At 64.9% G+C, this 23,409-nt stretch carries 19 protein-coding genes; 12 read left to right on the plus strand and 7 right to left on the minus strand.

Annotated elements, in window-relative coordinates; all coding sequences use genetic code 11:
- Nucleotides 1-101: 101 nt before the first annotated feature.
- Genes SAJA_RS06770 through SAJA_RS06780 form a run of 3 tightly spaced genes read right to left on the minus strand, consistent with a single transcriptional unit; the run spans nt 102 to nt 5,053 of the window.
- The gene (locus tag SAJA_RS06770) at nt 102-3,050 is read right to left on the minus strand and encodes a valine--tRNA ligase (protein WP_123657908.1); all 2,949 of its coding nucleotides are present in this window, start codon (nt 3,048-3,050) and stop codon (nt 102-104) included.
- Nucleotides 3,051-3,099: 49 nt separating this feature from the next.
- A complete protein-coding gene (locus SAJA_RS06775) occupies nt 3,100-3,534 on the minus strand; it encodes a DNA polymerase III subunit chi (RefSeq protein ID WP_184999781.1) in 435 nt (144 codons plus the stop codon).
- Between the two features lie 13 nt (nt 3,535-3,547).
- The gene (locus SAJA_RS06780) at nt 3,548-5,053 is read right to left on the minus strand and encodes a leucyl aminopeptidase (RefSeq protein WP_123657910.1); all 1,506 of its coding nucleotides are present in this window, start codon (nt 5,051-5,053) and stop codon (nt 3,548-3,550) included.
- 199 nt (nt 5,054-5,252) lie between these two features.
- Between SAJA_RS06780 and lptF the strand changes: the two genes are divergently transcribed.
- Entirely contained in the window at nt 5,253-6,347 is a 1,095-nt protein-coding gene (gene lptF, locus SAJA_RS06785; protein ID WP_123657911.1) for an LPS export ABC transporter permease LptF, read from the plus strand.
- The gene (gene lptG / locus SAJA_RS06790) at nt 6,344-7,408 is read left to right on the plus strand and encodes an LPS export ABC transporter permease LptG (RefSeq protein WP_123657912.1); all 1,065 of its coding nucleotides are present in this window, start codon (nt 6,344-6,346) and stop codon (nt 7,406-7,408) included. The genes lptF and lptG overlap by 4 nt, the downstream gene beginning before the upstream one ends.
- 113 nt (nt 7,409-7,521) lie before the next feature.
- On the opposite strand, the gene SAJA_RS06795 is transcribed toward lptG, so the two are convergent.
- A complete protein-coding gene (locus SAJA_RS06795) occupies nt 7,522-9,021 on the minus strand; it encodes an amidase (protein WP_123657913.1) in 1,500 nt (499 codons plus the stop codon).
- Between the two features lie 170 nt (nt 9,022-9,191).
- Between SAJA_RS06795 and pcnB the strand changes: the two genes are divergently transcribed.
- From pcnB to SAJA_RS06845, 10 genes are all read left to right on the plus strand, one after another.
- A complete protein-coding gene (pcnB, locus tag SAJA_RS06800) occupies nt 9,192-10,487 on the plus strand; it encodes a polynucleotide adenylyltransferase PcnB (protein ID WP_123657914.1) in 1,296 nt (431 codons plus the stop codon).
- Nucleotides 10,484-10,996, plus strand: coding sequence for a 2-amino-4-hydroxy-6-hydroxymethyldihydropteridine diphosphokinase (gene folK / locus SAJA_RS06805; RefSeq protein WP_123657915.1), 513 nt, complete (start codon nt 10,484-10,486; stop codon nt 10,994-10,996). Before pcnB ends, folK begins: the two co-directional genes overlap by 4 nt.
- Nucleotides 10,993-11,616, plus strand: a complete 624-nt coding sequence (locus SAJA_RS06810; RefSeq protein ID WP_123657916.1) for a deoxynucleoside kinase — start codon at nt 10,993-10,995, stop codon at nt 11,614-11,616. Before folK ends, SAJA_RS06810 begins: the two co-directional genes overlap by 4 nt.
- Before the next feature lie 36 nt (nt 11,617-11,652).
- The gene (gene panB / locus SAJA_RS06815; RefSeq protein WP_123657917.1) at nt 11,653-12,489 is read left to right on the plus strand and encodes a 3-methyl-2-oxobutanoate hydroxymethyltransferase; all 837 of its coding nucleotides are present in this window, start codon (nt 11,653-11,655) and stop codon (nt 12,487-12,489) included.
- 6 nt (nt 12,490-12,495) lie between these two features.
- Nucleotides 12,496-13,335, plus strand: coding sequence for a pantoate--beta-alanine ligase (gene panC, locus SAJA_RS06820; RefSeq protein WP_123657918.1), 840 nt, complete (start codon nt 12,496-12,498; stop codon nt 13,333-13,335).
- A gap of 127 nt (nt 13,336-13,462) precedes the next feature.
- The gene (pgi, locus tag SAJA_RS06825) at nt 13,463-15,079 is read left to right on the plus strand and encodes a glucose-6-phosphate isomerase (protein ID WP_123657919.1); all 1,617 of its coding nucleotides are present in this window, start codon (nt 13,463-13,465) and stop codon (nt 15,077-15,079) included.
- Nucleotides 15,079-16,620 carry an NAD(P)H-hydrate dehydratase gene (locus tag SAJA_RS06830; protein ID WP_123657920.1) on the plus strand — a complete coding sequence of 514 codons (1,542 nt, stop codon included), beginning with the start codon at nt 15,079-15,081 and terminating at the stop codon, nt 16,618-16,620. The genes pgi and SAJA_RS06830 overlap by 1 nt, the downstream gene beginning before the upstream one ends.
- Nucleotides 16,617-17,090, plus strand: coding sequence for a tRNA (adenosine(37)-N6)-threonylcarbamoyltransferase complex ATPase subunit type 1 TsaE (gene tsaE / locus SAJA_RS06835; protein ID WP_245963249.1), 474 nt, complete (start codon nt 16,617-16,619; stop codon nt 17,088-17,090). Before SAJA_RS06830 ends, tsaE begins: the two co-directional genes overlap by 4 nt.
- A 106-nt stretch (nt 17,091-17,196) precedes the next feature.
- Complete coding sequence (locus tag SAJA_RS06840) at nt 17,197-18,717, plus strand: N-acetylmuramoyl-L-alanine amidase (protein WP_123657921.1); 1,521 nt, start codon at nt 17,197-17,199, stop codon at nt 18,715-18,717.
- On the plus strand, nt 18,714-19,655 hold the full coding sequence (locus SAJA_RS06845; RefSeq protein ID WP_123657922.1) for an FAD-dependent oxidoreductase: 942 nt from the start codon (nt 18,714-18,716) through the stop codon (nt 19,653-19,655). The genes SAJA_RS06840 and SAJA_RS06845 overlap by 4 nt, the downstream gene beginning before the upstream one ends.
- 65 nt (nt 19,656-19,720) lie before the next feature.
- Here SAJA_RS06845 and SAJA_RS06850 read toward each other — a convergent pair whose 3' ends face one another.
- The 3 genes from SAJA_RS06850 to ettA form a co-directional block, all read right to left on the minus strand.
- Nucleotides 19,721-20,596 carry an ATP-binding protein gene (locus SAJA_RS06850; RefSeq protein WP_123657923.1) on the minus strand — a complete coding sequence of 292 codons (876 nt, stop codon included), beginning with the start codon at nt 20,594-20,596 and terminating at the stop codon, nt 19,721-19,723.
- A 107-nt stretch (nt 20,597-20,703) separates the two neighbouring features.
- Nucleotides 20,704-21,456: a lipid-binding SYLF domain-containing protein gene (locus tag SAJA_RS06855; RefSeq protein ID WP_184999782.1), complete on the minus strand. Its 753-nt coding sequence runs from the start codon at nt 21,454-21,456 to the stop codon at nt 20,704-20,706.
- Between the two features lie 136 nt (nt 21,457-21,592).
- The gene (gene ettA / locus SAJA_RS06860; RefSeq protein ID WP_123657925.1) at nt 21,593-23,254 is read right to left on the minus strand and encodes an energy-dependent translational throttle protein EttA; all 1,662 of its coding nucleotides are present in this window, start codon (nt 23,252-23,254) and stop codon (nt 21,593-21,595) included.
- Between the last annotated feature and the right edge of the window lie 155 nt (nt 23,255-23,409).

Genomic DNA, 23,409 nt, shown 5'->3' on the forward strand with positions numbered 1-23,409 from the left:
GGCAATCGGCGTCCATCGGCGGATTGTCTTCTTGTCTTCATTAGCCCTTGTTCGCGTCTATTGGCGGCCTAATCGGTCTGTTCAAATTCCCGAACCCGGTCTCAAAGTGCGGCGATACGCGCACGTTGATCGGTGAGTTCGGCCTGTTCGCGGGTCAGGTCGTCGGCCTGGGCACGGGTCTTGTCGACCACGTCGGCCGGGGCCTTGTTGACGAAATCGCTGCCCAGGCGCTTGTTCAGCCCGGTGAGGTCCTTGTCGATCTTGGCCAGGCGCTTGTCCAGACGGGCCAGTTCGGCCTCGGTATCGATCAGGCCGGCCAGGGGCACGCGCAGCTGCATGTCGCCAACGAGTGCCACGGCCGATTCGGGGATGGCATCCGCGGCCATTTCATCGATGGACTCGACCCCGGCCAGGAAATCGATGGCACGCCGATGGCGGGTCAGCCGGTCGCGGTCGGTGGTGGCGGCACCGGCGACCATCAGCGGAATCTTTTGTTTGGGCGCGATATCCATCTCGCCGCGGATGGTACGTAGCCCGCCGATGACTTTTTTCAGCCACTCGATCTCGGCCTCGGCGTGTTCATCGATACGCGCGGCATCGCTGACCGGATAAGCTTGGAGCGAAATGCTTTCGCCTTCCTTGGTCAGGGCCCTACCGCGCGCCAACGGAGCCACGCGTTGCCAGATCTCTTCGGTGATGAAGGGCATCAACGGGTGTAACAGGCGTAGCGTGGTTTCCAGCACGCGCACCAGGGTACGCCGCGTGCCGGCCTTGGCCGCCTCGCTTGCATCGCCGGCCAGCACCGGCTTGATCAGTTCGAGATACCAATCACATAAGTGATGCCAGACAAAGTCATGCGCGGCGTTGGCGGCCAGATCAAACCGATAGGTGGCAAAATGCGTGGCCATATCGGCTTCCACGCGTTGCAGGCGCGAGATGATCCAGCGATCGGCCGCCGATAGCTCGACGTCGCCATCCGCCGCCGGCACGAAGTCCTCGGGTACCTGCATCAGCGCAAAACGGGCCGCGTTCCAGAGCTTGTTGCAAAAATTGCGATAGCCCTCGACCCGGCCCAGATCGAAACGGATATCCCGCCCGTAAGACGCCAGGGCAGCAAACGTGAAACGCAGCGCATCGGTGCCGTAGGCGGCGATGCCGTTGGGAAACTCGGCGCGGGTGGCTTTTTCGACCTTGGCGGCTTTCTGCGGCTGCATCATGCCCGAGGTGCGCTTGGCCACCAGGGCTTCGAGATCGATGCCGTCGATCAGATCGATCGGGTCCAGGGCGTTGCCCTTGGATTTGGACATCTTCGCGCCGTCGGCGTCGCGCACCAGGCCGTGGATATAGATATCCCGGAAGGGGACATCGCCCATGAACTCCAGGCCCATCATGATCATCCGGGCCACCCAGAAGAAGATGATGTCGAAGCCGGTGACCAACACGCTCGTGGGGTAGAAGGTCTTGAGTGCCGCGGTGTCGTCCGGCCAACCCAGCGTGGAGAACGGCCACAGCGCGGAGGAGAACCAGGTATCCAGAACGTCTTCGTCCTGGGTCAGCGCCACGTTGTCGGCCAGGTTATTGGCCTGGCGGACCGACGCTTCATCGGCGCCGACATAAACGTTGCCGGACTCGTCGTACCAGGCCGGAATGCGATGGCCCCACCAGAGCTGGCGGCTGATGCACCAGTCCTGGATATTGCGCATCCATTCGAAATAGGTCTTGGACCAGTTCTCCGGAATGAAGCGGATACGCCCATCCTCGACCGCCTCGATGGCCGGCGCGGCCAGGCGCTTGGCATCGACAAACCATTGGCGGGTCAGCATCGGCTCGATGACATCGTTCGAGCGATCACCGAAGGGCTGCATGATCGTCTTGTCTTCGATCACGATGAGCAGGCCGTCGGCTTCGATATCAGCCACGATCCGGCGCCGGGCCTCGAAGCGGTTCAAGCCGCGATAGGCCTCGGGCACGAGGTTGATTGCATCCACGGCCATGGCATCGGGCGTTTCACCGGTGGCCACGATCTCGGCGGCCCGCATCGCGGCCGCGTCGTAGGCCATGCCGTCGACGCGCAGGGCCGCCGCGTCGTCCATCAGCCGGTACATCGGCAGATCGTTGCGCTTGGCAACCTCGTAGTCGTTGAAGTCGTGCGCGCCGGTGATCTTGACCGCCCCCGAGCCGAACGCCGGATCCGGGTATTCGTCGGTGATGATCGGAATCAGGCGGCGCTGGGCCTTCGGGCCGACCGGAATCTCGCATTTCAGACCCACGATGGGCGCGTAGCGCGCATCGTCCGGATGCACGGCGATCGCACCGTCACCCAGCATGGTTTCCGGGCGCGTGGTGGCGATCGAGATATAGTCGCGGGTTTCCCGAAACGTCTCATGGCCCTCGGCGTCGCGCTCGACGTATTCATACGTGGCGCCGTCTTCAAGCGGATACTTGAAGTGCCACATATGCCCGGCGGTCTCCACGCTTTCGACCTCGAGATCCGAGATCGCGGTCTTGAGCACCGGGTCCCAGTTGACCAGGCGCTGGCCGCGATAGATCAGGCCGCGCTGGTAGAGATCGACAAAGACATGCTGCACGGCCGCCGACAGACCGTCGTCCATGGTGAAGCGCTCGCGCGACCAGTCCACGGATGCCCCCAGTCGGCGCATCTGGGTGGTGATATGCCCGCCGGATTCGGCCTTCCATTGCCAGATCCGGTCAACAAAGGTTTCCCGGCCCATGGCGTGGCGTGAGCTGCCCTCGGCCTCGACCTGGCGCTCGACGAGCATCTGGGTGGCGATACCGGCGTGATCGGTGCCGGGCTGCCAGAGCGTGGGCACGCCCGTCATGCGGTGATAACGGGTCAGTGCGTCCTGAAGCGTGTCGTCCAGGGCATGGCCCATATGCAGCCGCCCGGTGACGTTGGGCGGCGGCAGCATGACGGCGAACGGCTCGCCTTCGGCGCCCATGTCCGGCTTGAAATAACCGCGTTTCTCCCACACGGGATACCAGCGGGCTTCGATGGCATGCGGGTCGAAGGTCTTGTCCAGCTCGGCCATGGGGCTCTCTGCGATATGAATACGGGGCACGCCCGGGTATGACGTTGACTCAGCGTGCCGGGATCTTGTGTGTGGTCAGGGCATAGCCCCGATCCTTGAAGTAGCGATACTGCGTGCGGGCCTGGGCGACACGCGCCGCCCCCGCGATTTCGTTGTGGCGAGCAAAGCGGGAGAAGAAAGCCCCGACATCGCCGCCGACGTTGACCAGCACGTCGTTGAAACCGTCGGGTGGCTCGCCCGCGCCGATCACGATCGGGGTGAGATCGTCATCGGCGTCTAGATCGGCGGCCGCGACATGCGGCACGAAGCTGCCCTGGCGAAACGTCCAGAGCAGCTTGTCGAGAGCGGCCACCGCGTCGGCGTCGGCGACGTGGACATAGACACGATGGCCTTCGCCGTGGGCTTTCTCGATCAGTCGAGCCGCAAAACGATCCGGCGCGTCGGCTGCCGTATCTTCCAGAATATAGAAGAATACCTCGGTCACGCGGTGGGCCCGATCACTCGCTGTCGGTGCGATCGACCAGGTACTGGGTCAACAAGCCCACCGGACGGCCGGTCGCGCCCTTGTCCTTGCCCGACTTCCAGGCCACACCGGCAATATCCAGATGCGCCCAGCGCATCTTGCGCGCGAAGCGATGCAGGAAGCTGGCCGCGGTGATCGAGCCACCGGCGCGCCCGCCGACGTTGGCCATGTCGGCGAAGTTGGATTCCAGATCCGTCTGGTAATCCTCCCACAGCGGCATCGGCCAGGCACGATCGCCCACGACATCACCCGCATCACGCAGCGCACGCCGCAGCGGGCTGTTGTTGCCGTAGAGGGCTGCCGCGTGATGGCCCAGGGCCACGACGGCCGCGCCGGTCAGCGTGGCCATGTCGATCACGGCATCGGCGTCGTAGTTGTGCTCGACGTAGGTCAGCGCATCGGCCAGAGCCAGCCGGCCTTCGGCGTCGGTGTTCAGAATCTCGATCGTCTGGCCGGACATGCTGGTCAGGATATCGCCCGGCTTGAACGCGTTGCCATCGGGCAGGTTCTCGGTGGCGGCGACCACGCCGACGAGGTTGGTGGTCAGGCCCATTTCCGCGGCGGCCTGCATGGCGCCGAAGACACTGGCCGCGCCGCCCATGTCGTATTTCATCTCGTCCATGGCGGCGCCCGGCTTCAGGCTGATGCCGCCGGCATCGAACGTCACGCCCTTGCCGACCAGCACGGTCGGTTTGTCGGCCTTGGCACCCGCCATGTATTCCATGACGATGAACTTGGCCGGCTGGGACGAGCCTTGAGAAACACCCAGCAGCGCGCCCATCCCCAGCTCGGCCATCTGGGCCTCATCGAGCACCGTGGTCTTGATCTGCGACTCGCGCTCGGACAAGGCCGTTGCCTGGTCGGCCAGATAGCTCGGCGTGCAGATATTGCCCGGCATGTTGCCGAGATCCTTGGCGAACTTCACACCGTTGGCCGTGGCCACGCCTTCGGTCACGCCGCGCTCGGCGGCCGGCAGATCGGAGCGACGCGGCACCTGGAAGGTCAGGCGCGAGAGCTTGCGGGTATAGCGCTCGTGCTTGCTGCCCTTGCAGGCTTCGAAGCGATAGAACACGTCCTCGAAGGTCAGCAGGGCCTGTTTGACGCTCCAGCCGAAATCATCGCGCCCGCGCACGTTGAGTTCGGTGAGATAGCACGCCGCGTCCACGCCGCCCATCACGTCCAGCTCGGCCGCGGCGGCACGACAGGCTTTCTGATACGAGCGCACGTTGAAGTCGCGTTCCTTGCCGCAGCCCACCAGCAGGATACGATCACAGAACATGTGATCCAGGCCGTGCAGCAACGTGGTCTGGCCCAATTTGCCGTCCATATCGCCACGGCGCATGACCGAGGCGATGAGTCCGCCGCTGGCTTCATCCAGCGACTCGGCTTGCGTGGAGGGCTTGCGACGATCGAAGATACCGACAATCACGCATCCAACGCGCTGTTTTTCCGGACTGCCGCTCTTAACGAGATATTCCATGCTTGCTCCTGCGGGGCCTTGATCCTGATGCCGATCGACCGTGTCATGATCGTCTGGGGCGATGTCGAAACCATTGCCGTGTGGCCATGGACACGAACGAAAGCGCGAAGTTTACATAGTTGTCGGAAAAAATCATCCCCCGGCGGTCTTTGGGTCATTTAAATATCTAATTCTCGTCATTGCGAGAACGTGAGCGTTCATGCAGCAAGTGATTTTTCGATATCTGTTCGGAGAGACGGCCAAGACCTGGCTGATCATTACATCGGTTTTCGTGCTGCTCACGCTGGGCATCGGACTATCGCGCTTCATCGGCGATGCGGCCGCGGGCCAGGTGCCGGTGGATACGGTGATTACCCTGGCTTTTCTGTCGGTCATCGGCAACATGGAAATCGTGATGCCGCTATCGATTCTGCTGGCGATCATGCTGGTGGTGGGGCGGCTGTGCCGGGACAACGAGATGGCCGCGCTCATGGCCGGCGGCGCTGGGCTTGGCACGATCTATCGGCCGTTTCTGGGCGTTGCACTGCTGGTGGCGCTGTTCGCCGGCACGCTTTCGCTGGTGGTTTCACCCTACGCCGAGCGCTCGATGAACCAGCTCGGGGCAGAAACGGCGGCCAATGCGGTCAAGTCGATTACCCCGGAGCGCTTCGCCAGCTTCGATGACGGGCGCGTGGCGTTCTATGCCCAGCGCCGGGGGGCTGACGGCCACCTGCACGACGTATTCATTCGCGTGGTGCGCGAGAACCGTGACGATCAGGATGTGCAAACCATCGTGACCGCCGAAACCGCGCGTCAACAGGTCGGTGATCAAAGTGCGGTAACTCTGATTCTTGAAAATGGCTGGCGCTATGAAGGCAATCCCGGCCAGGCCGATTATCGGATGGTCCGGTTCGCCGAACACGGCGTGCGCCTGTTGCCGCCACAGCAGGTCGATGACGGTGATGAAGACAGCATGTCGACGTGGGCGCTGATGCAAAGCGATCGCGGCGAAGAAATCGCGGTATGGCAGACCCGTGTGTCCGTGCCGTTATCCATCATCATCCTGGCGCTGATCGCCTTGCCCATCGGACGGGTGCCGCCACGGGCCGGGCGCTATGGGCGCATCGTGGTCGGGATTCTGTTTTTCGTGGTCTATTTGAATTTGGTCCGCCTGTCGGGTGAAGCAATCGAAAGCGATCTACTCCTGCCGATTATCGGTGAGTGGTGGGTCCATATCGTTGTGCTGGGTATTGCGATCTATCTGATCGCCCGCGAAAGCGGTTTCGGCCAGACGCCCAAGCGAGGTGCACGATGAATATTCTGGATCGCTACATCGCGCGCTCGGTACTGGCAGCGATCGGCGTCGTCATTCTGGTCATCGGGGCGCTGCTGACGCTGATGCTGTTCATCAGCGAGGTCGACAATCTGGGCGACGGCAACTACACCTTCGCCAAGATCCTGATCTGGATGGCGCTGATGCTGCCCGCGCGGCTGTATCTCGTGTTGCCGGTGGTTGCGTTGCTGGGCTCGTTGCTGGCGCTGGGCGCGCTGGCGGCGGGCAGCGAGCTGGTGGTCATTCGGAGTGCCGGTGTCTCGATGAAGCGCCTGGCGATATCGGTCAGTCTGGCCGGGATCGCCATGGCGCTGATCACCTCGCTTCTGGGCGAATACGTGGCCCCGGGCGGCGTGCGACACGCCACCGATCTGCGCGACAAGGCCCGTCACGGCGAAGCTCGGCGCTCGGTCGATGACGGGCTATGGCTGCGCCAGTCCGGCTGGTTTCTGCGCGTGGATTCCACGCTGCCGGGCGGGCGTATCGACGGGCTCTATGCCTATCGTGTGAACGACGACGGCCAGGTCGTGGAAAGTGTCGCCGGCGAGACCGCGCGCACCGACGGTGAGAAGCTCATCGTCGATCAACCCGAGATCACGCACCTATCGCCGACCGAGTCACGCGTGGAGCAGCCCAAGCGCCTGGCCCTGCCGATTCGTATTGCCCCCGACGTGCTCGATATCGCGGTGACCAAGCCCGACGAGCTGTCCTCGGCCGGTTTATGGCAATACATCAACTATCTGAAAGCCAACGATATCGACGCCGACGATTATCAGTTGGCACTCTGGCGCAATATCGTCACGCCGTTCACAGTCTGGGCGCTGGTGGTTTTCGCCTTGCCGTTCGCCTTTGGGTCATTGCGTAGCGCCAGTGCCGGTCAACGCCTGTTCGTGGGCGGTTTGATCGGGCTGTTGTTCTTCCTGATCAATGAAATCGTGGCCTCGACCGGGCCGGTCTATGGCATCCCGCCCTGGATCGCGGCCAGCCTGCCGACCGTGCTGCTTGCGCTGGGGACGGGCTACTGGATGCGACGGCTGAACTGACTTGGCGGCGCGCCAGGTCTGGAACCACCTCGGCTTCGTAGCGCCGCAGGCCAATAGCAGACGCTGACTCACTTCGGGACATCAATCGGCGGCCATCGGCGGATTGTTTTGTCTCAGATGTCGATACCGGCAATCTGTGGCCGGCGATCGAACCAGGGCGCGGCGCGTTCGAGCTGGCCGGCCAGCTGAAACAGCAGGGCCTCGCCACCGGGCGGGGCGACGAACTGGCTGCCCAGCGGCAGGCCGGCCTGGGTCCAGTGCAGCGGCACCGACATGGCCGGCACCCCGGCCAGATTGGCCAGCTGGGTAAACGGCACGGGCGCCAGATTGTCCTCGGCCAGCCGGTCCACGATGCCGCTTGCCACCAGTAGCCGGCTCGTCGGCAGGCGCAGCACGAGCGGCAGGAGCATGCGCAGCGTTTTCGGCGTATCCATGGCGCCGACGGCCACCGGCGGTGCGCCCAGGCTCGGGGTGAGCAACAAATCATAGCGCTCGTGAAACAGGGCCAGGGCGCGTCGATAATCGCGCCAGCGTTCGTGCATCTGTGCGTATTCCACGGCCGTGAAGGCACGGCCCACATGCGCCATGGCGCGTGTATCCAGCTCGAAATCGCGCCAGGCACAACCGGTCTGGCCGCGCAGTTCAGACAAGGCGCCGCCCATGCGGACATACCAGGTCATCAAGAAGTCGCGTGCGACCTGGCGCCCGTCCATATCAGGGGTCGCACGCTCGACGTGATGGCCCAGATCGGTGAGCTGTCTGGCCGCCGTATCCAGGCTGGCCTGTGCCTCGGCGTGGAGCGGCGTGCCCAGCGGTGAGTGATCCTGCAGGCCGATGCGCAGGGGCTTGGGATCGCGTTCGGCGGCCTGGCGATAAGTCATCTCGGGCGCGGCCAGCCGGGCTATCGCGCCGGGCTCGTAGCCGGCGGTGATATCCAGCATGGCCGCGCTGTCGCGTACCGAGCGGGTCAGCACATGATCCACCGCGATGCCGTGAGCCTGATCGGTGAAGTGCGGGCCGGCCGGTACGCGGGCACGCCCCGGTTTCAGGCCGAACAAGCCACAACAGGCCGCGGGGATACGGATCGAGCCGCCGCCGTCGTTGGCCCCGGCCAGCGGTACGATACCCGCGGCCACGGCGGCCGCGGAGCCGCCCGACGAGCCGCCCGGAGTGTGATCGGTGTGCCAGGGGTTGCGGGTCGCGCCGTTGGCGATCGGTTCGGTCACGCCCTTGGCGCCCAGCTCCGGCGTATTGCTCTTGCCGATCACGTTCACGCCGGCGGCCAAGAAGCGCTTGACGATCTCGGCGTGCTCGGCCGGGCGAAAATCCGCACGTGCCAGGGCGCGGCTGCCATAGGTGGTGCGCACGCTCTGATAATCCTGAAACAGATCCTTGAGCAGGAAAGGCACGCCAGCGAATGGCCCGGCCGGTGTTTCATGGGCTCGTGCCTGGGCGATGTCATCCATGCGCGTCACAATGCTGTTGATCGCGGGCTCGACCTGTTCGGCGCGCGCAAGCGCGGCGGCCAACACCGAGGTGCTGTCGGTCTTACCGTCGCGAATCGCCCGGGCCAGGCTGATCCCGTCGTGGCGGGCATACTCGTTGAAATCCATGACGGGGCAGCGATCCGTTGCAAAGCGGTGGGTCAGATTAGCCCAAATGAGCGAGAACGCGGGCACCGTGCGAGACGTCGAAAGACGCGCGGGGCTCGACAACATGTAAACTTGTCGCGATTTTCCCAGTCACGAGCCATCGGGGCAGATTCATTAACGAACTCAAGGTCATCGAGGCGCGCGAGCACGGCATCACGCGCGATCATCTATCCGAGGCCGCACTCGCGGTGCTCGACGGTCTACACGACGCCGGTTATCGGGCCTGCCTGGTCGGCGGGGCGGTACGCGACATGCTGCTGGGCGTCGCTCCCAAGGATTTCGATGTCTCGACCGACGCCGAACCCGAAGCCGTGGTCGAGGTGTTCGGGCGCAAGGCGCGCCTGATCGGGCGGCGTTTTCAGATCTGTCACGTGCGTTTCGGGCGCGAGATCATCGAGGTCTCGACGTTCCGGGCTGATCCCGGCACCGCCGAGGACGAGGACGACACGCGCGAGATCGACGATGCCGGCCGTGTACTGCGCGACAACGTCTTTGGCTCGATCGCCGAGGACGCGCGCCGGCGTGATTTCGCCATCAACGGCCTGTACTGGGACGTGGCCGATGAATGCGTCTATGACTATGTCGGCGCCAGTGCGGATGTCGCGGCGCGCAATCTGTGCCTGATCGGCGATGCCCGGGTGCGCTATCGAGAAGATCCGGTGCGCATGATCCGTGCGGTGCGCATCGCCACCAAGCTGGGCCTGACGATCGACCCGTCGGCCGAGCCGCCGGCCGATATGGTCGATCTGCTGGCCGATGTGCCCTCGGCACGCCTGTTCGACGAGGTGCTGAAACTGCTCATGCACCCGGCCGGGCCGGAGGTCTTTGCCGCGCTTCGTCACTATGATCTGCTGCGCCCGATGTTCCCGCAGACACACGCCGTGCTGGAATCCGATGCGGGCGCGGCCAGCGAAGTGCTCATCAAGACCGCGATCGCCAACACCGCTGCCCGTATCGAGGCGGGTAAGCCGGTCACGCCGGCTTTCATCTTTGCCGCACTTCTATGGCCGGCGGTACGGGAGCGCGCGGCTGATCTCGAACGCGAGGGCATGCCGGCCTCACCGGCGTTATCCAGCGCGCAGTCGCATGTGGTTTCGCAACAGGTTCAGCGCGTGGCGATTCCCAAGCGGTTTTCGATCCCGATGCGCGAGATCTGGCAGCTCCAGCCGCGTTTTCACAAGCGCCGTGGCCGCGCGCCCAATCGCTTGATCCCGCATCCACGTTTCCGTGCGGCCTATGATTTTCTATTGCTGCGCGCCACCGCCGGTGAGGTCGAACAAGAGCTGGCCGACTGGTGGACCCTGGTTCAGGACGACCCGACCACGCCCAAACCGGCCTCCGGCACCGGCATGAAAAAACGCAAGCGTCGCGGCGGTCGTCGGCGTCGTTTGCACGAAGACAACGAGTCGCCCGCCAACGACGAATGAGTGCCGGCGTGATCGGTGACCCGCGTGTGGCGTGGCTGTCGCTGGGCAGTAATCTCGAGCGCCCGGCCCGCCAGGTCGAGGCGGGCGTTGCCGCACTGCGCACCGCCGCGGATATCGACGTGCTGGCCGTGTCCTCGTTGTATCGCACCACGCCGGTGGGCGGGCCGCCCGACCAGCCGATGTTCTGTAACGCCGCGGCGGCAATCAACACGCGCTTGATGCCGTATGCGCTGCTGGCCGCGCTACAGGCGATCGAAGCCGGCCAGGGGCGGGTGCGCGACGTGCGTTGGGGCCCGCGGACACTGGATCTGGATATCATCGCCCTCGATACCCGGTACTCGGCCGATCCGCGCCTGACGCTGCCCCACCCACGCGCGGCCGAACGTGCCTTCGTACTGGTGCCGCTGGCCGAGATCGCGCCGGCGCTCATGCTGGGCGATGCCGGCCGCGTGATCGATTGTCTGGCTCGCGTGGCGCACGACGATATCGAGGCCTGGGCCGCCCCATGAGCGCGGGCTATATCGCTATCGAGGGTCCGATCGGCGTCGGCAAGACCACGCTGGCTGATCGTCTGGCGGCTGACCTGGGCGCGGCCCGGCTGGTTGAGGCGCCGGACGACAACCCGTTTCTGGGGGACTTCTACGACAACCCCACCGGGCATGCGCTTTCGGCCCAGCTGTTCTTTCTGCTCCAACGCGCGCGCCAGATCGACGGGCTGCGCCAGGCCGATCTGTTCGAGCGCGGCGGCTGTATCGCCGATTTCATGTTCGAAAAAGACCCGCTGTTCGCGCGTCTCACGCTGGACGGCCACGAGTGGACGCTCTACGAGGATATCTACACGCGGCTGTCCTGGCAGGCGCCCACGCCCGACCGTGTGATCTTTCTCGAAGCCTCGCTGGATACGCTGATGGCCCGTATCGCGAAACGCGCCCGCCCGGCCGAGCGCGGGTTGACACGAGACTATCTGGCCCGCGTGATCGCGGCTTATGACGCGCTGTTTGCGCGGGCCTGGGATTGCCCGGTCATTCGAGTCGATGCCGAGCGTCTCGATCTCGTGCATGATGCAAACGATTATGCCCGTGTGCGCACGGCGCTGGCCGGCAGCGAGCGTTTTCAGCGCCTGGCCTGAGCGGGCCGGTTTTCTTACGAATGCTATAGTTTTGTCATGAACACGAGCCCTTATCCCCACCTGCAGACAATCGACGACAAGCCGGTGACCATCGCCGGTTTGAAGACGATGAAGGCCCGCGGTGAAAAGATCGCCTGCCTGACGGCTTACGACGCCAGTTTCGCCGCGCTCGAGGATCGGGCCGGTGTCGATGTGGTGCTGGTTGGCGACAGCCTGGGCATGGTGGTCCAGGGCCAGAGCAGCACCACCGGCGTGACGCTGGACGACATGGTCTATCACAGCCGTATCACGGCGGCCGGGCTCTCGCGGGCCTTTCTGATGACCGATCTGTCGTTTCTGACCTATGCCACGCCCGACATGGCACTGGCAGCCGCGCATCGTTTGATGGCCGAGGGCGCGGCGCATATGGTCAAGATCGAAGGCGGGGGCGAGCTCGAGCCCACGATTCGACACTTGGCGACCTATGGCGTGCCGGTGTGCGCGCATCTGGGCCTGCGCCCGCAGATGGTGCACAAGCTGGGGGGGTTCAAGGTGCAGGGCCGTGATGAAGCCGCGGCCGCGCAAATGATCGAAGACGCCGCCGCCCTGGAGGCGGCCGGTGCCGACATGCTGCTGCTGGAGTGTGTGCCCTCGCACCTGGGCAAGACCATCGCCGAGCGCGCGACGGTGCCGGTGATCGGCATCGGTGCCGGGCCCGATACGGATGGTCAGATCCTGGTGATCTACGACATTCTTGGCCTGTCCCCCGGCAAGAAGCCACGCTTCGTGAAAAACTTTCTCGACGGCGCCGACTCGCTCGAAGCCGCAACGACCGACTATGTCGCCGCGGTCAAGGAAAGCACCTATCCCGGCCCGGAACACGGCTTCAAATAAGTGTCTATGCAGCTACTGAAAACGGTCGCCGAGGCACGTGCCTGGCGCAGCACCCGCTCGCGCGTGGCGCTCGTGCCCACGATGGGCAATCTGCACGCCGGGCATCTGGCGCTGGTCAGCGCGGCCCGTGGCCAAGCCGATGATGTGATTGTCAGCATCTTCGTCAATCCGCTGCAGTTCGGGCCGAACGAGGATCTGGCCAACTATCCGCGTACCTTCGAGGCTGATATCGCCGCGCTGGAACACGCGGGGGTGACGGCCGTGTTCGCGCCCGGCGTGGATGAAATGTATTCCGCCGGTGGGCGCTCGGCCACCACCGTGCACGTGGCCGGCATCACCGAGATGCTTTGCGGGGCCAGCCGGCCCGGGCACTTCGACGGCGTGGCTACGGTAGTGGCCAAACTGTTCAATATGCTTACTCCGGATATCGCGCTGTTCGGTGAGAAGGATTACCAGCAGTTGGCTGTTATCCGGCAGATGGCCGAGGATCTGGCGCTACCGGTCGAGGTGGCCGGCGTCCCCACGGTGCGCGAGGACGATGGGCTGGCCTATTCCTCGCGCAACGGCTATCTCACGCCGGACGAACGCCGCCGGGCGGTGGCTCTGTCGGCCGCGATCGACGATGTGACGACGCGGCTGGCGGCCGGCCAGCGTGATTATCGCGCCCTGGAGGCCCGCGGCTGGGCCCAGCTCACCGACGCCGGCTTTGATCCGGACTATTTCGATATTCGCGATGCACGTCTGGCGCCGCCCACCGAACAGACCCCGGTTTTTCGTGTGCTGGCCGCCGGCCGGCTGGGGCGCACGCGTCTGATCGATAACAAGGGTGTGGCCGCACCGCGGTAACAGCACGCTATTGAAACCGGTTCCATCGATCGGTTGTCAGGTCTGGCTGTCGAGCCGGGTTCTGGGCTAGGCTCGGGCCTTGTGTTTCAACGCGCTGCAACGCGCTCGGCGCGAAAGGCTGACCGTCATGTCCGATCCTCTGGCCACGCAAAGCTGGCCCCGTCTTGAAGCGCTTGCCCGTGCCCGGGGCGGGCGTCATCTCACCGATCTCTTCGCCAACGACGATACGCGGGCACAGCGATACACGGCCACGGCCTGTGGCCTGACGCTGGACTACGCCAAGCAGCGTATCGACGATGACACCCGCATGGCCTTGCTCGAGCTGTTTGACGAGCAGGGCGTGGCCGCGGCCCGCGAGGCCATGTTTGCCGGTGAGCCGATCAATACCAGCGAAGATCGAGCGGTCTGGCACGTTGCCCTGCGCGCCCCGGATGCGGATCCCATGTATGCCCCGGTGCACGAGGTGCGCCAGGCCATGGCGGCCTTTGCCGAGGAGGTGCGCAGCGGCGCGTGGACCGGCTTTGACGGCCAGACCATCACCGACGTGGTCAATATCGGCATCGGCGGTTCTGATCTTGGCCCCAGATTCGTATGTGAATCACTGGCCAGACACGAGATCCCGCGTGCGCATTTCGTGGCCAACGTCGACCCGCACGATCTGGATGACACGCTGGCCGGCCTGGACCCGGCGCGCACGCTGGTCATCGTGACCTCGAAATCCTTCGGTACGGCAGAAACGCTGGCCAACGCCCGCGTTGCACGCCGGTGGCTGATCGCGGCCGGTGCGTCAGAAGCCGATATCGCCCGGCATTTCGTGGCCGTGTCGACCAACGAGGACAAGGTCAAGGCTTTCGGCATCGAGCGCATGTTCGGTTTCTGGGACTGGGTCGGCGGGCGTTACTCGCTGTGGTCGGCGGTCGGTCTGTCGATCATGGTGGCACTCGGCAGCGAACGCTTTGCCGCACTGTTGGCCGGTGCCCACGCGATGGACCAGCATTTTCGGGATACGCCGGCCGCCGACAATCTGCCGGTCTGGCTGGCCCTGACGGGGATCTGGAACAACAACTTTCTGGGGCTTGCCAGCCACTGCGTGGTGCCTTATGCCCAGCGCATGGCCAATCTGCCATCGTTCTTGCAGCAGCTCGAGATGGAATCCAACGGTAAGTCGGTGACGCGTGAGGGCGCGCCGACCACGGTGGCCACCGTGCCCACGATCTGGGGCAGCGTGGGCACCAACGCCCAGCACGCGTATTTCCAGATGCTGCACCAGGGCGAGCTGGCCGTGGATCTGGATTTCATCCTCCCGCTGTCCGCGCCCGAAGACGCCGGCGGCGAGCGTGAGATCGAGCGCGTGGCCAATTGCCTGGCCCAGGCCGAGGCCCTGATGTGCGGGCGTGACAGACAGGCCCTGCGCGGCGAGCTCGAGGCCGAAGGCTTGTCCGGCCAGGCACTGGAACATCGCCTGGCTGCGCGACAGTTCGCCGGCAACCGGCCGAGCAACACGCTGGTCATGGACGCACTCGATGCCCATCATCTGGGCGCGCTGATCGCGGCCTATGAGCACAAGGCGTTCGTTCAGGGCATGATCTGGAACATCAACAGCTTCGATCAGTGGGGCGTTGAGCTGGGCAAGGCAATGGCCGGCCAACTGGTCAAGGATCTGGCCGCCGACAACACGCCGAGCGCGCATGATGGCTCGACGGATCGCCTGCTCGCACAGGTTCGCGCACACTGGGGGCGCTAATGCACGCGACACACGATTATCTGCCACCGCGGGTCTATGACGGCGATCAGGTCGCCGCGCTCGATCGACGCTTCATCGACGAGTTCGGGGCAACCAGCCAGTCATTGATGCAGCGCGCCGCGCGCGCGGTTTATGCCGAGCTGGCCGAAGCCTGGCCCATGCCGGGGCGCATGGTCATCTTCGCCGGCCCCGGCAACAACGGTGCGGATGCGGCGCTGATCGGCGAGATCGCCCACACCGGGGGCTGGGATGTCAGGCTGGTGGCTCCGCTGGGGCTGGACGGTATCAGCGCGGCTGCGCGTACCGCCTTTGATCGGTATCGCGATGCCGTGGGCGAGATCGTGGGCTTTGACGATATTCCCGTGACCTGTGATCTGATCATCGACGGGTTGTTCGGTATCGGCGTCAACCGAGAGGTCACCGGGGACGGCGCGCGGGCCATTGCGCGCATCAACGAGGCAAGCGCCCGCGGTACCGGCGTGCTCTCGGTCGATATCCCGTCGGGTCTGGATGCCACGACCGGGCGTGTGCACGGTACCGCGGTCAAGGCCAGCCGAACCGTGACCTTCATCGGCTTGAAGATCGGCCTGATGAGCGCCGACGGCCCGGCCCATAGCGGCGAGCTGGCCTTCCATGACCTGGACGCGCCCGACGAGCTGTACGCCGACCAGCCTTATCGGGCACGACGTATCGCCCATCGTGACCTGCGCCATGTGCTGCCGGCCCGTGCCCGCAGTGCGCACAAGGGCGATAACGGGCATGTCCTGTGTCTGGGCGGCGATCGCGGGCTCGGCGGGGCGATTCGCATGACCGCCGAGGCGGCTCTGCGCAGCGGGGCGGGGCTGACCAGCGTGGTCTGTCATCCCGATCATGCCGGGGCGATGAGTCAGGCACGGCCCGAGCTGATGTGTCTGGGCCTAGAGGCCGGCAACGGCTCTGACACGCGCCTGGAGACGATGATGGGCGCGGCATCGGTGATCGCGATCGGCCCGGGGCTTGGCGCGGCGGCCGATGACCCCGAGGCCGCACCGGCTTTTGGCGATACGCTCTATGAGCACGCGCTACAGGCGGACGCCACGCTCGTGGTCGATGCCGATGCCCTGAACCGCCTGGCGCGCGCGCCGCAGCAGCGCGGCAACTGGATTCTGACCCCGCATCCCGGGGAGGCCGCCCGGCTGCTGGAGTGTGACGTCGCCGATATCCTGGCGGATCGTATTGGGTCGGCGCGGCGCCTGGCCGAGCGCTATACGGCGGTGGTCGTGCTCAAGGGCGCGGGCAGCCTGGTGGCGACCCCGGGCGAGATGTGGCTGTGCAGCCAGGGCAATCCGGGCATGGCCGTCGGCGGTATGGGCGACGTGCTCACCGGCGTGATCGCCGCGCTCGTCGCGCAGGGGCTCTCGCTGGCCGATGCGGCCATGGCCGGCACCTATGTCCATGCCCTGGCCGGCGATGCCACGGCCGATCTGATCGGCGAGCGCGGCATGTTGCCGAGTGACGTGATCGCGCGCCTGCCCGGCGAGCTGAACCCGGTTGCCCGGTGAATCGTCTACTGGCGGACGTCGAAGCCACGCGTGTCATGGGGCATGTGCTGGCCGAGACGCTGCAAGAGACGCCCCACGGCGTGGTGATCAGCCTGTCGGGCGAGCTTGGGGCCGGCAAGACCGAGCTGGTGCGCGCCACGATCCAGGCGCTGGGCCACGACGGGCCGGTGGTATCGCCAAGCTATACCCTGATCGAGCCTTACGAGCTGTGTCATCGCACGGCTCGACACATGGATCTCTATCGCCTGGGTGATCCGGAGGAACTGGAATATCTGGGTATTCGTGATATCGAGGCCATGGATCTGGTTTTCATCGAGTGGGCCGAGCGTGGTGCCGGTTACCTGCCGCCGATCGATCTCGAGCTGAGGCTCGATTACGAACACACGGCCCGCCGGTTTCAGGCCCGGGCAGCAACGCAGCGCGGCACGGCCTTGCTCGATCGACTGATAGAGACAAACAACAAGCGGTGACAGACACCGGGCGTTCAGGCGTCCGTGAGCATTCTGTTGCCCGTTCTCGGGCCAGGCGCTAGGATCGGCAGGGCTTTCGACACCGCGGGGGCAGGGCATTCACAACATGCGGATATACCACGCTATCGGTGCGCTCATCACGCTTGCCTGTCTTGCGGCGACGAGCGCGCTGGCCGCACCCGCGTCGCAGGCCGAGATCAAGGATGCGCGTCTCTGGGCCTCGCCGGAAAAGACCCGTGTGGTCTTCGATCTGTCCAGTGATACCCAACCGGATATCTTCATGCTGGCCGATCCCTACCGGTTGGTGGTGGACTTGCCGCAAACGAAAAGCACCGGACATACCGATCGGTCACAGGCGGATACGGCCCTGATCCGGCGTATCCGTACCGGTATTCGCCACGGCACGGACGTACGTATCGTCATGGATCTGACGCGCGCGGTTCGTGCCAAAAGCTTCATGCTGGAACCCGACGCTGATCATGGCTATCGCCTCGTGGTGGATCTATACAGTGGCAGCGGGGGTGACCAGGCGCCGGGGCAACGCATCGCCCAACGCGCGCCCGAGGCCGCGCCCGACAAGCCCGAAGTAGCCGCGCAAGCCGACTCGGACCGGGCCAATGTCTCACCCACCAGTGAGCAGGCGGATCGCACCGCCACGGCGCTCGCCGAATCGGCCAGCGGGGCGCCGGATGCCGCGGTCAAGCAGCGCGACGGTGATGACCGTGCCCGGGCAGCCGCCGCCGCCGGGCGCGATATCGTGGTGGCCGTGGATGCCGGCCACGGCGGGCGCGATCCCGGTGCCCACGGGCCGAACGGCCTGCAGGAGAAGACCGTAACGCTGGCGATCGCCCGGCGCCTGAAGGCCCTGATCGACGAGCAGCCGCACATGCGCGCCGTGCTCACCCGCAAGACCGATCGCTACGTGGGTCTGCGCGAGCGCATGGTCATCGCCCGCAAGGACACGGCTGATTTGTTCATCTCGATCCATTGTGATGCCTCGCCGGCCGGTGCCGCCGCCACCGGGGCTTCGGTCTATGCGCTGTCCGGCCACGGGGCCACGAGCGAACACGCCCGCTGGTTGGCCCGGCGCGAGAACGCCGCCGATCTGGTGGGCGGCACCAGCCTGAAGGACAAGAATTCGAGCCTGGCCTCGTTCGTGCTGGATCTGTCCCAGAGTGCCAGCATCGAGGCCAGCATGGATGCCGCCACGCGCGTGCTGGCCGAGCTGGATCAGCTGGGCGATCTGCACAAGCACAAGGTGCAGCAGGCCGGTTTCATGGTGCTCAAATCACCCGATATCCCCTCGATTCTGGTCGAGACGAACTTCATCTCGAACCCGGCGGCCGAGCAGAAGCTGGCCACCGAGCGGTATCAGACACAGCTCGCCGAGGCGATGCTGTTGGGCATCAAGGGCTATTTCGCGCGTTATCGACCGGCGACCTTCGTCACCGATGCCCAGACCTATCGCGTCAAGCCGGGTGATACGCTTTCCGAGATCGCGGCACGGTTCGGCACCACGGCCAAGCGCTTGAAACAGCGCAACGAGCTGGCGGGCACCGAGCTGCGCGTTGGCCAGACGCTCACGATACAGACCGCCACCGCCCAGCAACTCGCCAGCCGCGAGTGACGGCACAAGCGAGCGGGCGGCCGCGCTTGCTGCTGGTGGGTTGGGGGGCCGTGCACCGCCATCTGCTGGCCGAGCCCCAATCGCTGGCAGAAACCTTTGATATCACCATTGTCGCGCCCGAGCGCATCGGTGGCGGTATCGCGCCGGATGCGGCGCTGGATGGCCGGGTGCCACACCCGCTAGGCCACGCGCCGCCGGCGCTGGTCTGGCACCGCGGCCGCCTGGCCGGCCTTCAGCACGTGCACCAACGCGCGATACTGGCCGGTGGCGGGCGACTTGATTATGACCTGATCAGCCTGGCAATCGGCACGCAAAGAGCGCCAGCGCTGGTTGGCTCGAGCGCGACGCGTGTCTGGTCGGGCCATTCGCCGGCCGATCTGCGGGATATGGCCCGAGGGCTGGGCCCGGCACGCGCCGCGCGGCGAATGCTCATCGTCGGCGGTAGCCCGCAGGCGTTGTCGGTGGCCGAAGCCTTGATGGCCCGGCCCGATCTGCGAGACAGCCACAGACTGACCCTGCTTTGGCCCGATGATCCGCTGGATCGCCGAGCCTATCGGCGTCGGTTCAAGCGCCTGGTTGAAAGCGATATCGCGCTGGTTCGTCACGTCGTGCCGGCCGACTACGCCGGGCGCAAGCTCACGGCCGAGGACGGGCGACGCTTCGCCGGGGATCATGTGCTCTGGACCGGGCCCGCTGCGCCTGCTGTGGCTATTGAGTCGATCGCCGGGCGTTGCGGGCTGGCTGTGGATCGACACCTGCGGGTACGTGGCATAAAAAACATGTTCGCCAGTGGGGCAATGGCCGCGCTTGGCCAGGCAGGCGCCGTGCTGTCCGGCCAACACGCCGCGGCGCACGCCAGAGTGCTGCGACACAATCTGTTGGCCACGATTCACCGAAACGGCATGCAGCGTATTCCACCGCTGCCACGGTCGACATAGGCCATGCGCGGGCCTCTCGCATCACGACAGGCCCACGACAGGCCATGGTCGTGATCGGACGGGTGTCAGCCGGTCTGCTGGCCCGCCCAGTCACGGGCAAACTGCTCGGCCGTACGCCCGCTGCGGTTGCCGCGAGCCAGAGCCCATTGCAGCGCGGCACGCTCCCACGGCGCATCGTGGCCGACATCGATGTCCAGGCCCAGGGCGGACAGATGGCGGGCGGCGATCTCCAGATAATGGGCCTGGTCGAACGGATAGAACGACAGCCACAGGCCGAAACGCTCGGATAGCGAGATCTTTTCCTCGACCGCCTCGCCGTGATGGATCTCGCCGTCGACGTGGGTCGCGGCCTGATTGTCGGACTGATACTCCGGCAATAGATGACGCCGGTTGGAGGTGGCATAGATCAGCACGTTGTCGGGTGCGGCGGCCAGGGAGCCGTCGAGCACGGCCTTCAGCGCCTTGTAGCTGCCGTCGCCGGTTTCAAACGACAGATCGTCTGAAAACACGATGAAGTGCTCGCTGCGCCCGGCCAAACGGGCGACCAGATCAGGCAGATCCACCAGCCGATGCGCCGGCACCTCGACGATGCGCAGGCCCGCGTCGGCAAACTCGTGTAACAGGGCACGGACCAACGACGACTTGCCGGTACCCCGCGCGCCCCAGAGCAACGCATTGTTGGCCGGGCGATCAGCCAGGAACTGGGCGGTATTGGCGATCAGCCGTTCTTTTTGACGCGCCACCCCCTGCAGGCGGTCAAGCGGCAAAAGCCTGGGCGCGGCGATCGGCTGTAGCGTACCGTCGTCGCGCCAGCGATAAGCCAGAGCATCGTCGGTCAGGCCGTCATCGGTGGCGGGGGGCTCGGCGGCATGACGTGCTTCAGCTATATCCGCCAGGCGCGTGAGCTGTGCGGCGATCTGTTCCAGCGTTTCCTGTTGCATACAACGAGTTTATCCTAGGATCAGTCGCGCCAGACAGAGGCCGGGCATAAAAAAGCCCGCGATGATGGCCATCGCGGGCGTCCTTCAAGCCGTAATGAAAACGACGATCAGGTCGAGCCTTTGTCGTTACTGGCTTCGGCGGCCCAGTTCTGCAGGGCATCGTTGAAACTACGTACCGATGCCGGCACCGGACGATCGGCCAGCAGAATGTTCGACGGCTGGGTGCCCGGGCTGTAAAGCGCGCTGTTGGCCCGGTTATCGGCGCTGAGTTTGCCACCCTGTAGGTTCAAGCCGGCATACAGCCCGCCGGTGCTCTGGCTATAGACATAGACCGGTGCCTGACGGCTGGCCCCGACGCGACGATCCCAGCCGGAGGGCCCGGCCGTGGCGCTCAACGTGCCGTTCAGGGCGAACTGACCGTCGATTACGGCACGAACCGCTTCCTGTGATTCAAACAGCATGATCACGTTGGCCCGTTGCGCGCCGGCCTGTAGCCCGAGGCTTGCCGCGCTCAGGTCGTAGGCCGCTGGCGGTGCCTTGGCGAAATCGCCCGAGCGATCACGACAGGAGACAAACCCGTCGCCGTGGGTGCCGCCCACCACGAGCCCGGCCTTGGTGACGGCCGGCAAGACAGCCACACATCGCGCGTTGCGAATCAGATCGCGCGGGATGCGCTGATTGTTCGGGCGCTCCTGTTGCGCGGCCAGCACCTGGGCCGCATCGGCGGCGCGGTCACGCTGCTGGTTAAGCAGCTTGGTCTTCTGCTGGGCACTCATATCGCCCGAGCTGGCACAGCCAGCCAGAACAAGGGTAGCGGCCGCGGCAGCAGCGGTGAGCGTTGATCGTGACGTTATGCCCATTCGGCATCTCTTGATTGTTTGTTTCTGATGACCAGTATGGCCGGCGACGTCAACTCGGGGCATCCGCAAGTCTGCGGAGCCCATGAAAAAACCCTGCCGGAGCAGGGTCTTTCCACGCGGGCCAGGGTAGTGGCGATCAGGCCAACTTGCGGTGCTTGGCCTTGGCCGAGCCTTCGGCGGCACTGCCCAGGCGGCGTTTGCGATCCGCCTCGAAGTCCTGGTAGTTGCCCTCGATGAATACGACGTCGGCGTCTTCGAAGGCCAGGATATGCGTGGCGATGCGGTCGAGGAACCAGCGATCATGCGAGATCACCAGCACCGCGCCCGGAAACTCCAGCAGGGCTTCTTCCAGGGCACGCAGGGTTTCCACGTCCAGGTCGTTGGTGGGCTCGTCGAGTAGCAGCGTGTTGCCGCCTTTCTGCAACAGTTTGGCCAGCTGCAGACGATTACGCTCACCGCCGGACAGCTCGGAGACACGTTTCTGCTGGTCGCCGCCCTTGAAGTTGAAGCGGCCGATGTAAGCCCGCGAGGGCACCTCGTAGCTGCCGATCTGCAAGATGTCCTGGCCGTTGGACACCTCTTCCCAGACTGTTTTTTCCGAGTTCAGCTCCTCGCGCGACTGGGTGACATAAGCCAGATCGACCGTATCGCCCACGCGGATCTCGCCGGAATCCGGCTTCTCCTCGCCGTTGAGCATTTTGAACAGGGTGGTCTTGCCGGCGCCGTTGGGGCCGATGATGCCCACGATCGCGCCTTGGGGGACTTTCAACGAGACGTTTTCATACAGCGTGCGATCGCCATAAGATTTGGTGACGTCGTTCATCTCGAAGACCAGATCGCCCAGGCGCGGGCCCGGCGGGATATAGATCTCGTTGGTTTCCGAGCGCTTCTGGTACTCCTTGGACTGGAGCTCCTCGAACTGTTTCAGGCGTGCCTTGGACTTCGACTGGCGGCCCTTGGCGTTGGAGCGCACCCATTCCAGCTCGGACTTGATGGCTTTCTTGTGGGCATCCTCGGCCTTGGCTTCTTTTTCCAGCCGGTTTTCTTTCTGTTCCAGCCAAGAGGTGTAGTTGCCCTCCCACGGAATACCGTGGCCACGATCCAGCTCGAGAATCCAGCCGGCGACGTTGTCCAGGAAATAGCGGTCATGCGTCACGGCCACGACCGTGCCCGGGAAATCCTTCAGAAAGCGCTCGAGCCAGGACACCGATTCGGCATCCAGATGGTTGGTGGGCTCGTCGAGCAGCAGCATGTCCGGCTTGGACAGCAGCAGACGGCAGAGTGCGACACGACGGCGCTCACCGCCGGACAGCTTGGCGACATCGGCATCCCAGGCCGGCAGATTCAGCGCTTCGCCGGCACGATCCAGGGTGTTATTGATATCCCAGCCGTCGGCGGCATCGATGGCTTCTTGAAGCTCGGCCTGTTCGGCCAGCAGCGCCTCGAAGTCGGCGTCGGGATCGGCGAACGCTTCGCTGATCTCGTTGAAACGGGTCAGCTTTTCGGCCAGATCGCCCAGCCCTTCCATGACGTTGGCCCGTACATCCTTGGCCTCGTCCAGCTGCGGTTCCTGCGGCAGGTAGCCGATATTGATGCCGGGCATGGGCCGGGCCTCGCCCTCGATCTCTTTATCGATGCCGGCCATGATGCGCAGCAGGGTGGACTTGCCCGCGCCGTTGTAGCCCAGCACGCCGATCTTGGCACCGGGATAGAACGAGAGATAGATATCCCGAAGGATATGTTTTTTCGGCGGGACGACTTTGCCCACGCCGTTCATGGTGTAGATGTATTGAGCCATAACGATGCGCGCAGCGAGAAATACGGGCCGCAAGTCTAGGGCCTGTTGCCGTTTCATGCGAGCCCGCGTTGGAGACCGCAAATCGTGTCCTGCTAGGCGCGAGTCGCAGCGTCGTGGTGTGCCACGATCAAGACTCGCAACGCCGCAGGGCGCGA

Origin of the sequence: Salinisphaera japonica YTM-1, assembly GCF_003788585.1 — a bacterium.
In the GTDB taxonomy this organism is placed as follows: domain Bacteria; phylum Pseudomonadota; class Gammaproteobacteria; order Nevskiales; family Salinisphaeraceae; genus Salinisphaera; species Salinisphaera japonica.

Coding starts and splice junctions, on each gene's coding strand:
- SAJA_RS06770 (WP_123657908.1), bottom strand. CDS start 3,050: ATGGCCGAGCTGGACAAGACCTTCGACCCGCATGCCATCGAAGCCCGC.
- SAJA_RS06780 (WP_123657910.1), bottom strand. CDS start 5,053: ATGGAATATCTCGTTAAGAGCGGCAGTCCGGAAAAACAGCGCGTTGGA.
- lptF (WP_123657911.1), top strand. CDS start 5,253: ATGCAGCAAGTGATTTTTCGATATCTGTTCGGAGAGACGGCCAAGACC.
- lptG (WP_123657912.1), top strand. CDS start 6,344: ATGAATATTCTGGATCGCTACATCGCGCGCTCGGTACTGGCAGCGATC.
- SAJA_RS06795 (WP_123657913.1), bottom strand. CDS start 9,021: ATGGATTTCAACGAGTATGCCCGCCACGACGGGATCAGCCTGGCCCGG.
- folK (WP_123657915.1), top strand. CDS start 10,484: ATGAGTGCCGGCGTGATCGGTGACCCGCGTGTGGCGTGGCTGTCGCTG.
- SAJA_RS06810 (WP_123657916.1), top strand. CDS start 10,993: ATGAGCGCGGGCTATATCGCTATCGAGGGTCCGATCGGCGTCGGCAAG.
- panB (WP_123657917.1), top strand. CDS start 11,653: ATGAACACGAGCCCTTATCCCCACCTGCAGACAATCGACGACAAGCCG.
- panC (WP_123657918.1), top strand. CDS start 12,496: ATGCAGCTACTGAAAACGGTCGCCGAGGCACGTGCCTGGCGCAGCACC.
- pgi (WP_123657919.1), top strand. CDS start 13,463: ATGTCCGATCCTCTGGCCACGCAAAGCTGGCCCCGTCTTGAAGCGCTT.
- SAJA_RS06830 (WP_123657920.1), top strand. CDS start 15,079: ATGCACGCGACACACGATTATCTGCCACCGCGGGTCTATGACGGCGAT.
- SAJA_RS06840 (WP_123657921.1), top strand. CDS start 17,197: ATGCGGATATACCACGCTATCGGTGCGCTCATCACGCTTGCCTGTCTT.
- SAJA_RS06850 (WP_123657923.1), bottom strand. CDS start 20,596: ATGCAACAGGAAACGCTGGAACAGATCGCCGCACAGCTCACGCGCCTG.
- SAJA_RS06855 (WP_184999782.1), bottom strand. CDS start 21,456: ATGGGCATAACGTCACGATCAACGCTCACCGCTGCTGCCGCGGCCGCT.
- ettA (WP_123657925.1), bottom strand. CDS start 23,254: ATGGCTCAATACATCTACACCATGAACGGCGTGGGCAAAGTCGTCCCG.